The sequence below is a fragment of the Pseudomonas cuatrocienegasensis genome, assembly GCF_900110925.1.
GTDB lineage: Bacteria > Pseudomonadota > Gammaproteobacteria > Pseudomonadales > Pseudomonadaceae > Aquipseudomonas > Aquipseudomonas cuatrocienegasensis.
Genome location: NZ_FOFP01000006.1, coordinates 156,545 through 170,073, shown reverse-complemented (window position 1 = coordinate 170,073; position 13,529 = coordinate 156,545). Strand labels below are relative to the sequence as shown.

The following is a 13,529-nucleotide window of genomic DNA, read 5'->3' as shown; positions in this document are numbered from 1 at the left end:
GGCGTGCCCGGCGTCGTTCACAGAGTTTCGGCCTCAGCCTTCGAGCTTGTTCTTCAGCAGTTCGTTCACTTGCCCCGGGTTGGCTTTGCCTTTCGAGGCTTTCATGGCCTGGCCGACGAAGAAGCCGAACATCTTGCCGCGTTTGGCTTCATCGGCCGCGCGGTATTGTTCGACCTGCTCGGCGTTGGCCGCCAGCACTTCGTCGAGCATCTTTTCGATAGCGCCGGAGTCGGTGACCTGCTTGAGGCCTTTCTTCTCGATCACTTCATCGGCCGTGCTGCCTTCGCCAGCGGCCAGGGCCTCGAAGACCATCTTGGCGATCTTGCCGCTGATGGTGTTGTCCTTGATACGCAGGATCATCCCGCCAAGTTGCTCGGCAGAAACCGGTGATTGCTCGATGTCCAGGTTGTCCTTGTTGAGCAGGCTGGACAGCTCGCCCATCACCCAGTTGGCGGCCAATTTGGCATCGCCACAGACAGCGTTGACCGCCTCGAAATAGTTGGCCATTTCGCGGCTGGCGGCCAGTACATCGGCGTCATAGGCGGACAGGCCGAACTCTGCCTGGAAGCGCTCGCGCTTCTGCACCGGCAACTCCGGCAGGCTGGCGCGGATTTCATCGAGGAAGCTTTGTTCGATCACCACCGGCAGCAAGTCGGGGCAGGGGAAGTAACGGTAGTCGTTGGCTTCTTCCTTGCTGCGCATGGAGCGCGTCTGGTCCTTGTTCGGGTCGTACAGGCGAGTTTCCTGTACCACCTTGCCGCCGTCCTCAATCAGCTCGATCTGCCGTTGCACTTCATGGTTGATGGCTTTTTCGATAAAGCGGAACGAGTTAACGTTCTTGATCTCGGCGCGGGTGCCGAACTCGGCCTGGCCCTTGGGCCGTACCGAGACGTTGCAGTCGCAGCGCAGCGAGCCTTCGGCCATATTGCCGTCGCAGATGCCCAGATAGCGCACCAGAGCGTGGATCGCCTTGACGTAGGCCACGGCTTCCTTGGCCGAACGGATATCCGGCTCGGAAACGATCTCCAGCAGCGGCGTGCCGGCGCGGTTGAGGTCGATGCCGCTCATGCCCTGGAAGTCTTCGTGCAGGCTCTTGCCAGCGTCTTCTTCCAGGTGTGCGCGGGTGATGCCGATGCGTTTTTGCGTACCGTCTTCCAGGGTGATATCGAGAAAGCCCTTGCCAACGATGGGGTGGTCCATCTGGCTGGTCTGGTAGCCCTTGGGCAGGTCCGGGTAGAAGTAGTTCTTACGGGCAAAGATGTTCTGCGGCGCTATCTCTGCGTCGATGGCCAGGCCGAATTTGCAGGCCATACGCACCGCTTCGGCGTTGAGCACCGGCAGGGTGCCGGGCATGCCCAGGTCAACCAGGCTGGCCTGGGTGTTGGGCTCGGCGCCAAAGGCGATGGCGCTGGCGGAGAAAATCTTCGATTGGGTGCTGAGCTGGGCGTGAATTTCCAGCCCGATTACGGTTTCCCATTGCATGTTCAGTCGTCCTCAGAATCCGCTCGGTGCGTGGGTGTGCCAGTCAGTGACCTGTTGGTACTGGTGGGCGACATTGAGCAGGCGACCTTCCTGGAAGTAGTTGCCGAGCAACTGCACGCCGACCGGTAAACCGTCGACGAAGCCCGCGGGCATCGACAGGCCGGGAATGCCGGCCAGGTTGGCGGTGATGGTGTAGATGTCTTCCAGGTAAGCGGCGACTGGATCGCTGTTCTTCTCGCCGAGTTTCCAAGCCAGGTTCGGCGTGGTCGGGCCGAGGATTACGTCGACATCGTTAAAGGCGGCGACGAAGTCGTTCTTGATCAGCCGGCGGATCTGTTGCGCCTTGATGTAGTAGGCGTCGTAGTAACCGGCGGACAGCGCATAGGTGCCGACCATGATCCGGCGTTTGACTTCCGCGCCAAAGCCTTCGCCACGGGAGCGCTTGTACAGGTCTTCGAGGTTGACCGGGTTCTCGCAGCGGTAGCCAAAGCGCACGCCGTCGAAGCGCGACAGGTTACTGCTGGCTTCGGCGGGGGCAATCACGTAGTAGGCGGGGATCGCGTGCTGCATGTTCGGCAGGCTGATCTCTTTTACGCTCGCGCCGAGTTTTTTCAGCGCTTCGACCACAGCCATGACCTTCTCGCCAATGCGTGCGTCCAGGCCCGCGCCGAAGTACTCCTTCGGCAGGCCGATGCGCAGGCCGGCCAGCGGCTGGCTCAGGGCGGCGAGGTAATCGTCGACCGGCTGATCGACGCAGGTCGAGTCCTTGGCGTCGAAGCCGGCCATGGCGTGCAGCATCAGCGCGCAGTCTTCTGCGGTACGTGCCAGTGGGCCGCCCTGATCGAGGCTGGAGGCGTAGGCGATCATGCCCCAGCGCGAGACGCGGCCGTAGGTCGGCTTGATCCCGGTGAGGTTGGTCAGCGCTGCGGGTTGGCGAATCGAGCCGCCAGTGTCGGTGCCAGTGGCTGCTGGCAGCAGGCGCGCCGCCACGGCTGCAGCGGAGCCGCCCGACGAGCCGCCCGGTACGCGGGTCAGGTCCCAGGGGTTTTTCACCGGGCCGTAGTGGCTGGATTCGTTGGCTGAGCCCATGGCGAATTCGTCCATGTTCAGCTTGCCCAGGGTCACGGCGCCGGCAGCGGCAAGTTTTTCGACCACAGTGGCGTTATACGGGGCCTTGAAACCGGTCAGGATCTTCGAACCGCAGGAGGTCAGCACGCCCTGGGTGCAGAACAGGTCCTTGTGGCCAATCGGCGCGCCGAGCAGGGCGCCGCTCTCACCGCTCGCACGGCGTGCGTCGGCCGCTTTGGCCTGGCTCATGGCCTGGTCGGCGGTGACGGTGATAAAGCTGTTGAGCTGCGGGTCGAGCTGCTGGATACGGGCCAGCAGGCTGCGAGTCAGTTCTTCGGCGGAGAATTGCTTGTCGGCGAGTCCGCGGGCGATCTCGGCCAGGGTCATATGATGCATGGCAGGAAGCTTTCCTTACTCGATGACTTTCGGAACCAGGTACAGACCGTTTTCCACAGCCGGAGCGATAGCCTGATAGGCATCGCGCTGATTATTTTCAGTGACCTGATCGGCGCGCAGGCGCTGGGTCGCTTCCAGTGGGTGGGCCAGAGGTTCGATGCCGGTGGTGTCGACCGCTTGCATCTGGTCGATCAGACCGAGGATGCTGTTGAGCGTCTCGGTCGTGCTTGGAATTTCGCCTTCATTGAGGCCAAGTCGGGCCAGATGGGCGATCTTTTCCACCTCGGTGCGTTCAAGCGCCATTGCGGTTCTCCAGGGAAACGGCGGCAGCCGTAGGACAAGCGACAGTTCGTCGCGCCACATGAGGGCAGGGAACGGATGCCGTGAGCGTGCGGTCAAAGGCCGCGATGATGGGCTCAGAAGCCCGTAAAAGCCGGCAATCTACCATATTGGCGCCTTGCTCAAAATCCCTGCCGTTGTTAGAGTTTGCCGCACTTTTTACCTGCGTGTTTCCGCGCTTGCCTTTACCCACGCGTTGCCTAGGGTCCCATATCCCATGTTCAAAAAACTGCGTGGCATGTTTTCCAGTGATCTGTCGATCGACCTGGGCACTGCCAATACCCTCATTTACGTGCGCGAGCGCGGTATCGTCCTGAACGAACCGTCGGTCGTCGCCATTCGTACCCACGGCAACCAGAAGAGCGTTGTAGCAGTCGGCACCGAGGCCAAGCGCATGCTCGGCCGTACCCCCGGCAACATCGCTGCGATTCGCCCGATGAAGGACGGCGTGATCGCCGACTTCAGCGTCTGCGAAAAAATGCTCCAGTACTTCATCAACAAAGTGCACGAAAACAGCTTCCTGCAGCCGTCGCCGCGTGTGTTGATCTGCGTGCCCTGCAAGTCCACCCAGGTCGAGCGCCGGGCTATTCGTGAGTCGGCCCTCGGTGCCGGTGCCCGTGAAGTGTTCCTGATCGAAGAGCCGATGGCCGCTGCCATTGGTGCCGGCCTGCCGGTCGAAGAAGCCCGCGGTTCGATGGTTGTCGATATCGGTGGCGGTACCACTGAAATCGCGCTGATTTCCCTGAACGGTGTGGTTTACGCAGAATCCGTACGTGTTGGCGGCGACCGTTTCGACGAAGCGATCATCACTTACGTGCGCCGTAACTACGGTTCGCTGATCGGTGAATCCACCGCTGAGCGGATCAAGCAGGAAATCGGCACCGCCTACGCCGGTGGCGAGCTGCGTGAAGTCGACGTGCGTGGCCGCAACCTGGCCGAAGGCGTACCGCGTAGCTTCACCCTCAACTCCAACGAAGTGCTCGAGGCGCTGCAGGAATCCCTGGCGACCATCGTTCAGGCAGTGAAGAGCGCGCTGGAGCAGTCGCCGCCGGAACTGGCGTCTGACATCGCCGAGCGTGGCCTGGTGCTGACCGGTGGTGGCGCGTTGCTGCGCGACCTGGACAAGCTGCTGGCTCAGGAAACAGGCCTGCCAGTTATTATTGCCGAAGACCCGCTGACCTGTGTTGCCCGTGGTGGCGGCAAGGCCCTGGAGATGATGGACCGTCACAGCATGGACCTGCTGTCTTCGGAATAACGCAACGCTTTCCCTCTCGGGCTGCAAGCCGGGTTCCCATCCGCTTGCAGCCTTTTGTTTGCTGGCTGACGTCCTAAGGAGCCGCTCATCAAACCGCTATTTGCCAAAGGTCCTTCGCTTGGCGTGCGCCTGTTGGTGTTCGCCGTGCTGTCGGCCGTGCTGATGGTGGTCGATGCGCGCCTGGGCGTGCTGCAATCGGCACGCAGCCAACTGGGGCTGATCGTTGAGCCTGTGTACTGGCTAGGACGTCTGCCCGTGACCCTGTGGGATAGTGCGACCCAGGAGCTCAGCTCGCGTACCGAACTGGTTGCCGAGAACGAGCGGCTCAAGACCGAGCAGTTGATGATGCAGCGCCGACTGCAGCGTCTGGCGGCTCTGACTGAGCAGAACGTGCGTCTGCGCGAGCTGCTCAATTCCGCCGCGCTGGTCGATGACGAAGTGCTGGCGACCGAGCTGATCGGTATCGACCCTAACCCCTTTACCCACCGTATCCTCATCGACAAGGGCAGTCGCGATGGGGTGATGTTGGGTCAGCCGGTGCTTGATGCTCGCGGGTTGATGGGACAGGTGGTCGAAGTCATGCCTTACTCCGCGCGGGTGTTGCTGTTGACCGACACCACCCATAGCATTCCGGTACAGGTCAACCGCAATGGCCTGCGCGCCATTGCCACCGGCACCGGCAACCCCGAGCGCCTTGAGCTGCGCCATGTCGCCGATACGGCTGACATCAAGAAAGGTGATTTGCTGGTCAGTTCCGGCCTTGGCCAGCGTTTCCCGGCTGGCTACCCGGTCGCCACTGTGACGGAAGTTATTCATGATTCCGGTCAGCCCTTCGCCATTGTGCGTGCGATGCCGACTGCCAATCTCAATCGCAGCCGCTACATGCTGCTGGTATTTACCGATCCGCGCACGCCGGAGCAGCGCGCCGTCGATTCGGCCGAAGCTCAGGAAGCAGCGGATCGGCAAGCGCGCGAACAACCGGCTACGCCTGTCGTTGAGCCACCCGCCGAATCGGCAGTACCTGTCCCAGAGGAGCGCCCATGATCGCTGCTCGCTCGCGTAATACCTGGGTTATCTGGGCCAGCCTGTGCCTGGCCTTGTTGCTCAGCGTCGCCACCTTGCCCAAGTTCATGGAGATCGGTCGACCGCTCTGGTTGGCGCTGTTTCTTACCTATTGGGTGTTGGCGGTGCCGCACCGGGTGGGCATGACCACTGCTTGGTGCATCGGTTTACTGGCCGATGTGCTAAACGGCTCTTTGCTGGGGCTGAACGCGCTGATACTCACGCTAATTACTTTTCTGGTCCTGAGTCTGCACCAGCGCCTTCGCATGTTTCCGATGTGGCAGCAGAGTATGGTGCTTATGGTCGTGTTCGGCCTCGCGCAACTGCTGCACCTGTGGCTCAATGCGCTGACTGGCAATCGCCCGCCCACGCTTCTGTTTCTGGTGCCGGTGCCAATCAGTGGACTGCTCTGGCCATGGCTGTTTTTCATGCTGCAAGCGCTTCGGCAACGCTTTGCCGTGTATTGAGCGCGATGGCGGTTTGAGCCTGAGTGCCCCAATATTCGTTTTGTAGGTGCTTGTGCGCCTGCCAAGGTTTGCGGCTTGCTGCTGTGGGTTATTTCTGGAATTATGAGAACAGTTGATGGCTTATAGCTATTAACTGCACCCTGTATTATAAGAATGCAAAGAACAACAGCATGGGCGAAAGGGTATGGAAGCTGGCGTTATGAAATGTTCCAGGCCACAGTGGGCTTTTACCCTCATCCGTACGGCAATGGCTGCCGCCGGTACCAGTGCTTGTCTGGCTTGGGCGTTGGTTGCGGGCACTGGCTATTCTCAGGCTGGTAGCGCCGAACAGGCCCCGCAGTCTGCAGGCTCTCCTCGGCTATCGGTTGAGACCCTGTCAGGTGTCGAGGACGCCGTCGATTCGCGTCGAGCGGAGCAGCTGGCAAGCAAGATTGCTGAGCTCGACAGCATTGTATTTGAGAAGCAGCAGCTCGAAGGTGATCTGCGGACGGCGAAAAGCGAGCTGTCGGCCATCGAGCTGCAGCTGCAGAACACCAAGAAACTGATTCGCTCGGAAGTTGACGGTTTTCTCGGTCAAAGCACTGATCGCAAGCGACTTGATGACTTGCTTGACGAGCACAAAGGCAGTGCCGAGTCTGCGGCTACCATCGCTGAGCGGGTCAGTGCGCTGGAAAAGGATCTGGGCAGCAAACACCTAAAGTTCTCGGTCGCAACCCGTGATGTGGAACGTCTAAAATCCCAGCTGGCCGCCGAGATGCGCGAACGCAACAGCCGAAAGATTCAGGCTATTGCCCGCAAGCTAGATAAGACCATTCGTTTTGAGCAGTCGGTGTCTTTCCGCTGTTCGGCCAGCAAGAGCCTTTCTGCTTGTCTGGCCGAGCACCGCAATGACGGGCAAATGTCGCAATGGGTTTTGGACAACTATCAGCGTGCGTTAGCCGCCGATATTCGCGACCAGGTTGCGGACGTTACGCTCGATACCGCCTGGTATCGCTACCGTACTCGCACGGACTTCGTTCAGGCGAGTATGAGCCTGGATGGTACCGTTAACGCTCAAATGAATATCGAAGCGACCGTCACGGCGAAGAAAATGATGCCGTGCGCAATCCTTGATGTGTCCTACGAGCAATGCGACAGCAAGATGCATTCCTTGATCGTGCGTAGCAACAAGTACGGTGATCAGGTGCGCATCAACGACCAGGATTACGGTGCAACGCCGGTTTCGTTGGTGCTCGATGGCGGCATTTACGAGATTCAGGTGACCGTCGGCGGTACTACCCAGCAGCGGACGCTGTCGCTCAAGGCTGATCAGGTACTCAACTTCAAGTTCTGATCCGCCCGCCGTTTGAGCCTTGCGCCTGGGACCTTAGCTTTCCTCAATGTGCTCGGATATGCGACGCTGTCGCTTATTTACCGTTGAGGATCCGCCATGGGCATTCTGTTTCTTGCCTCGGCATCACCCCGCCGCCGCGAATTGCTCGCGCAGATCGGCGTTCCGTTCTCCCTGATAAACGTCGCGGTCGATGAAACACCCTCGCCGGCCGAATCTCCAGAGGCATATGTCGAGCGCGTTGCTCGGGACAAGGCGCTTGCCGGCCTAGCCGGTTTAGGCAACCGTGACGGCTACGTGCTGGGCGCCGATACCAGTGTGGTGCTCGATCAGCGCATTCTCGGTAAACCTGTCGATCGCAAGGATGCCTTGGCGATGCTGGCTGCTTTGTCAGGACGCACACACCGCGTTATGACGGCAGTGGCGCTGGCTAGCCGATCGATTTGCGAAGTGCGTGTGGTTATTAGCGAGGTAACCTTTCGTCCCATCGAAGACGCCGAGGCAGAGCGCTATTGGGCCAGCGGCGAGCCAGTGGACAAGGCTGGTGGTTACGCCATCCAGGGCTGGGGTGCTGCATTTGTCAGTCAGTTGCATGGCAGCTATTCCGCAGTGGTCGGCCTGCCCTTGTGCGAAGCCACGCAGCTGCTTGATGCGTTCGGCCTCCCGCGTTGGAGCAAAGGTTCAAGCTAGAGCCTGTGGCTTCGGTGCGCATGCCGGTTAGAATCGACTACGACCATCAGCAGGTGCTGCATATCAAGCCGCCGCCGAGAAGAACAATGAGTGAAGAAATACTGATCAACATCACGCCGATGGAATCACGCGTGGCGGTCGTCGAAAACGGCGTGCTGCAAGAAGTACATGTCGAACGCACCCAGCGCCGCGGCATCGTCGGCAATATCTACAAGGGCCGCGTAGTGCGCGTGCTGCCTGGCATGCAGGCAGCGTTTGTCGATATCGGCCTGGAGCGGGCTGCTTTTATCCATGCCTCGGAAATTTCCAGCCGCGAGGGCAGTGCGGTGGAGAGCATCAGTGCACTGGTCCACGAGGGGCAGAGCCTGGTGGTACAGGTCACCAAGGACCCGATTGGCAGCAAGGGCGCGCGCCTGACCACCCACCTGTCGATCCCTTCGCGCTACCTGGTGTATATGCCGCGTACTGCGCATGTTGGCATCTCCCTGAAAATCGAAGACGAAGCCGAGCGTGAACGGCTCAAGCAGGTGGTGGCCGATTGCGTGGCCGCCGAAGGCATCGAAGAGGCCGGCGGCTTTATCCTGCGCACTGCCGCCGAGGGCGCCGGGGCCGAAGAAATCCTTATCGATATTCGCTACCTGCGGCGCTTGTGGGACCAACTGGCCGGTCAGCGGCAGACCGCCGCCACGCCGTCGGTGATCTACGAAGACCTCAGCCTGGCCCTGCGTACCCTGCGCGACCTGGTCAGCCTGCGCACCGAGAAGATCCGCGTCGACTCACGGGAAACCTTCGGCAAGATCACCCAGTTCGTTGATGAGCTGATGCCGGAAATCGCCGACCGCCTCGAGCATTACCCCGGTGAGCGGCCGATCTTCGATCTGTATGGCGTCGAGGATGAGATCCAGAAAGCTCTGGAGCGCAAGGTGCCGCTCAAGTCCGGTGGTTACCTGGTGATCGATCCGGCCGAGGCGATGAGCACCATCGACGTCAACACGGGCGCTTTCGTCGGCCATCGCACGCTCGAAGAAACCATCTTCAAGACCAACCTGGAAGCGGCCACTGCGATTGCCCGTCAGCTGCGCCTACGTAATCTCGGCGGCATCATCATCATCGACTTCATCGACATGGAAGATGAGGAGCATCAGCGCCAGGTGCTGCGTACCCTGGAGAAACAGCTCGAACGCGACCATGCCAAGACCAACATCATCGGTATCACCGAGCTGGGCCTGGTGCAGATGACCCGCAAACGTACCCGCGAGAGCCTCGAGCAAGTGCTTTGCGAGCCTTGCAGTGCCTGTCAGGGGCGCGGCAAGCTGAAAACTCCGGAGACCACCTGCTACGAAATCTTCCGTGAGATTCTGCGCGAGGCTCGGGCTTACCAGCCGCTGGGGTATCGCGTGCTGGCCAACCAGAAGGTGGTCGACCGCCTGCTCGATGAGGAGTCGGGGAACGTCGCTGATCTGGAAGCCTTTATCGGCCGCACCATCAAGTTCCAGGTGGAAACCATGTACTCCCAGGAACAGTACGACGTGGTGCTGCTTTGATCGAACCTGAGCGCCTGCAAGGCCTGACTGTATGAGCGCACTAGCACGCGTGCTGGCGGCAGCGCTGCGTTGGGGGCTGGGGTTGTGTGCCCTGCTGCTGGTTTGTGCTGCGCTCTACGTGAGCCTGGGCCGGCAGTTGGTGCCCCTGGTCGCCGAGTACCAGCAGGAGGTCGAGACCCGCGCCCGTGATGCGCTCGGCCAGCCGCTGCGCATCGGCAGTCTGGAGGGGCGTTGGCAGGGTTTCGCGCCGCTGCTGATCGCCCATGATGTCGAGCTGGGCGAGGGCGAACAGGCGGTTCATCTGGACCAGGTGCGCCTGGTGCCCGATGTGCTGGGTAGCGTGCTGGCGCGCCAGCCGCGTATCGCCAACCTCGAACTTGAGGGCGTGCGCCTCGCGCTGCTGCAGGACGAAGCCGGCGCCTGGCAGCTCAAGGGCCTACCACAGCGCGATGATGCAGCGCCGCCGGATATCGCGCGCGTGCTGGAGGCCGCCCAGGCCCTTGGGCGGGTCTCGGTGCTCGACAGCCAGCTTACCGTGGAGCCTTTTGGCGCTCCCGCGCAGACCCTCACCTATATCAACCTGAGCCTGCGCAACGGCATGCGCAGTCAGCGCCTGGACGGTCGTCTGCGCCTGCCGGACGGGCAGCCCCTGGCCCTGCAACTGCGTACGCGGCTACAGCCGCAGAGGTGGCGCGAGGCAGAAGCCGAACTCTATGTCAGCTTGCCGCAAAGCGATTGGGCGCAGTGGCTGCCGGCCAGCCTGACGCGCGACTGGCGCCTCGAGCGGCTACAGGCCGGCGGCGATCTGTGGTTGTCCTGGGCCGAGTCCCAGGTGCAGCGCGTCAGCGCCCGCTTGAATGCCGCGCAGGTGGCCGGCCATTACGCCGAGCGTGATGGCGTGGCGCTGCAGGACTTGTCGTTCAACGCGCATTTCCAGCGTAGCGACCAGGGCTTTGAAGCTATCGTCGACGACCTGGCCTTCAGCCAGGGCGAAACCCGCTGGGGCGACGTGCGCGTGGGCCTGGTGCAGCAGCGCGATAACGCCGCTCATGAAGAACGCTGGAGCTTGGGCGTCGATCGGTTGGATATCGCACCGTTGGTGCCGCTGGTCGAGGCTCTGGCACCGCTGCCGGAGACAGCCCGCACGCTGTTGGCGTCGCTCAATCCCCATGGCCGGGTGGCCCGGCTGTCGCTGGATTATCGCCCGGCTCGCGAAGACGCTCAGCGCCTACAGTTTGCCGCAAACCTGGAGGGGGTTGGTTTCGCCGCTTACCAGGCATCGCCCGCAACGGAAAATATTAGTGGCAGCGTGCAGGGTGACCTGGCCGGCGGAGAGCTGCGCCTGGATGCGCGCAACTTCATGCTGCACCTGACCACCCTGTTCCCCGAGCCTTGGCGCTACCCCGAAGCCCATGCCCGGTTGCTCTGGCAGCTCGACGACGAGGCTTTCACCCTGCGCAGCCCTTACCTGCGTGTGAGTGGCGAGGAGGGCGAGATCGCCGGGGATTTCCTGATTCGCCTGCGCCGCGACCCGGCCGCCGAAGATTACATGGACCTGCGCGTCGGCCTGCACGAGGGTGACGCGGCCCACACGGCCAAGTACCTGCCGACGCGCTCGCCCGGGCTCAGCCCAGCCCTGGCCGAGTGGCTGCAAACCGCGATACGCGGCGGGCGCATCAATCAGGGTTTTTTCCAGTACCAGGGCTCGCTGAACAAGGGCGCGGATGCCGCGTCGCGCAGCCTGAGCCTGTATTTCGATGTTGAAGGCGCCGAACTGGCATTCCAGCCAGGCTGGCCGGTATTGCGCGAAGCGCGCGGACAGGTGTTTGTCGAAGATTCCGGGGTGCGCGTGCGGGTTCCCGAGGGGCAGATTCTCGAGAGTCGCGTGAGCGATGTCCGCGCGGACATTCCCAGCGTGACGCCGGGCCAGGCACCGCATCTACGCCTGACCGCCGAGTTGCAGAGCAGTGTCGAGGACGCCCTGCAGATTCTCCAGCAAGCGCCTTTGGGCACGGCACAGACCTTCGCTGACTGGCAGGGCAGCGGGGCGCTACAAGGCGCGCTGGACCTCGACCTGCCGCTGCGTAAAGGGCTGGCGCCGACGGTGGTGGTCGACTTTGCCGCCGAAGGCGCCAGCCTTAACCTGCCACAGCCAGTGCTGGCGTTGAGTGATATCCACGGCGCATTTCGCTACGACACCGCGCGCGGTCTCAGTGCACCGGCCATTCGCGCCCAGCTGCTGGGCACCCAGGTACAGGGTAAGGCCGTGGCAGAGGGCCGAAACGGCCAGGCCGTTAGCCGCCTGGACGCCAATGGGCGGTTGCCGCTGGCAACGTTGACCGAGTGGCTCGGCGTGCGCCAGGCGTTGCCGCTGAGCGGTCAACTGCCTTACCAGCTGCGCCTCACCCTGGGGCAGAACAATAAAGAGCTGCGGGTGCAGTCATCGCTCAAGGGCTTGGCTGTCGACTTGCCGGCCCCGTTCGGCAAGGCTGCTGGTGAAAGCCGTGATGCCGAGTGGCGGATGACCTTTGCTGGTGCCGAACAGGGGTACTGGTTCGATTACGCCAACCTGGCCAGCCTGGCGTTCGCCGCACCTGCCGGGCGGATTCGTGAGGGGCGGGGTGAGCTGCGCCTGGGCGACGGCCCGGCGATTCTGCCGCGCGCGGCCGGGCTGTGGGTGCGCGGGCGTCTGAGCGAGCTGGACCTGTCGACCTGGCAAACGGCGCTGGAACCTTACCGCTCGGTCGACCGGGGCGACGCCCAGCAACTGCTCAAGGCCGTGCAACTGAACATTGGCCGCTTCATCGGCTTTGGTACTCAGATCGACGGCCTGGCCGTCGATCTGCAGCCGCGACCGGCAGGCTGGTCGCTCGGTGTCGAGAGTGCCTTGGCCAAGGGCCGAATCGAGCTGCCGGAGGCCGATGGCGTGCCTATCGTTGCCAACCTCGATTACCTGCGGCTGCCTGCTGCCGAAGTGCGCGGCGCGGATGCCGAAGCCGTCGATACCCCCGACCCGCTGGCCGAATTCGACCCGCGCAGTGTGCCTGCCCTGGACCTGCGCATCGCCCAGGTCATGCAGGGTGAGCAGCTTCTCGGCGCCTGGTCGCTGAAGGCCCGGCCCCAGGCCGACGGAGTGATCTTCCGCGATCTGGATATCGGCCTCAAAGGCTTGCAGTTGGGCGGCGAGGCGGGCTGGCGTGGCACACCTGGCGTGACCCGCAGTTGGTACAAAGGCCGTTTGCAGGGCAAGGCCCTGGAGGATGTATTGGTGGCCTGGGGCTTCGCGCCCACCGTGACCAGTGAAAGCTTCCGCCTGGATGTCGATGGCAATTGGCCGGGCTCGCCGGCCTGGGTCAGCCTGAAGCGGTTCTCCGGCAGCATGGACGCCGCCTTGCGCAAAGGCCAGTTGGTCGAGGTGCAGGGCTCGGCCCAGGCGCTGCGGGTGTTTGGTTTGCTCAACTTCAACTCGATTGGCCGGCGTCTGCGCCTGGACTTCTCCGACCTGTTTGGCAAAGGCCTCAGTTACGACCGTATCAAGGGCTTGCTGGATGCCAATGCCGGGGTCTTCCAGACGCGCACGCCGATCACCCTGACGGGCCCGTCGAGTAACCTGGAACTCAATGGCACCCTCGACATGGTCGATCAGCGTATTGATGCCAAAGCCTTGGTCACCCTGCCCGTCACCAATAACCTGCCGCTGGCTGCGCTGATCGTTGGCGCGCCGGCGATTGGCGGCGCACTGTTCGTGGTCGACAAGCTGCTCGGCGATCGGGTCGCGCGCTTCGCCAGTGTGCAGTACAACGTCCGGGGGCCGCTGCAGGAGCCGGACATCACCTTTGACAAACCTTTCGAGAAGCCCCAGTGAGCCTGCATAAGGCCTTGCGCGAGGTGCCTGC

Annotated in this window: 10 protein-coding genes; 7 read left to right on the top strand and 3 right to left on the bottom strand. The window is 62.3% G+C overall.

What is annotated here, in order from left to right:
• Positions 1-33: 33 nt before the first annotated feature.
• The 3 genes from gatB to gatC are packed head-to-tail and all read right to left on the bottom strand — an operon-like array spanning position 34 to position 3,249.
• Positions 34-1,482, bottom strand: coding sequence for an Asp-tRNA(Asn)/Glu-tRNA(Gln) amidotransferase subunit GatB (gene gatB / locus BMW49_RS10820; RefSeq protein WP_069517979.1), 1,449 nt, complete (start codon positions 1,480-1,482; stop codon positions 34-36).
• A 12-nt stretch (positions 1,483-1,494) separates the two neighbouring features.
• Positions 1,495-2,946, bottom strand: a complete 1,452-nt coding sequence (gatA, locus tag BMW49_RS10815; RefSeq protein WP_069517977.1) for an Asp-tRNA(Asn)/Glu-tRNA(Gln) amidotransferase subunit GatA — start codon at positions 2,944-2,946, stop codon at positions 1,495-1,497.
• Between the two features lie 15 nt (positions 2,947-2,961).
• Positions 2,962-3,249 (bottom strand): Asp-tRNA(Asn)/Glu-tRNA(Gln) amidotransferase subunit GatC, encoded by a 288-nt coding sequence (gene gatC / locus BMW49_RS10810; RefSeq protein ID WP_069517975.1) that lies wholly within the window; start codon positions 3,247-3,249, stop codon positions 2,962-2,964.
• A 253-nt stretch (positions 3,250-3,502) separates the two neighbouring features.
• Between gatC and mreB the strand changes: the two genes are divergently transcribed.
• From mreB to BMW49_RS10775, 7 genes are all read left to right on the top strand, one after another.
• Positions 3,503-4,540 (top strand): rod shape-determining protein MreB, encoded by a 1,038-nt coding sequence (gene mreB / locus BMW49_RS10805; RefSeq protein ID WP_069517973.1) that lies wholly within the window; start codon positions 3,503-3,505, stop codon positions 4,538-4,540.
• Positions 4,541-4,627: 87 nt separating this feature from the next.
• Positions 4,628-5,584, top strand: coding sequence for a rod shape-determining protein MreC (mreC, locus tag BMW49_RS10800; RefSeq protein WP_083251698.1), 957 nt, complete (start codon positions 4,628-4,630; stop codon positions 5,582-5,584).
• Positions 5,581-6,069 carry a rod shape-determining protein MreD gene (gene mreD, locus BMW49_RS10795; protein ID WP_069517969.1) on the top strand — a complete coding sequence of 163 codons (489 nt, stop codon included), beginning with the start codon at positions 5,581-5,583 and terminating at the stop codon, positions 6,067-6,069. Before mreC ends, mreD begins: the two co-directional genes overlap by 4 nt.
• A gap of 184 nt (positions 6,070-6,253) precedes the next feature.
• Entirely contained in the window at positions 6,254-7,402 is a 1,149-nt protein-coding gene (locus tag BMW49_RS10790; protein ID WP_069517967.1) for a PEGA domain-containing protein, read from the top strand.
• Between the two features lie 96 nt (positions 7,403-7,498).
• Positions 7,499-8,089, top strand: coding sequence for a Maf family protein (locus BMW49_RS10785; RefSeq protein WP_069517965.1), 591 nt, complete (start codon positions 7,499-7,501; stop codon positions 8,087-8,089).
• A gap of 86 nt (positions 8,090-8,175) precedes the next feature.
• Entirely contained in the window at positions 8,176-9,633 is a 1,458-nt protein-coding gene (gene rng, locus BMW49_RS10780; protein ID WP_069517963.1) for a ribonuclease G, read from the top strand.
• Positions 9,634-9,664: 31 nt separating this feature from the next.
• Entirely contained in the window at positions 9,665-13,498 is a 3,834-nt protein-coding gene (locus tag BMW49_RS10775) for a YhdP family protein (protein ID WP_069517961.1), read from the top strand.
• Positions 13,499-13,529 lie beyond the last annotated feature (31 nt).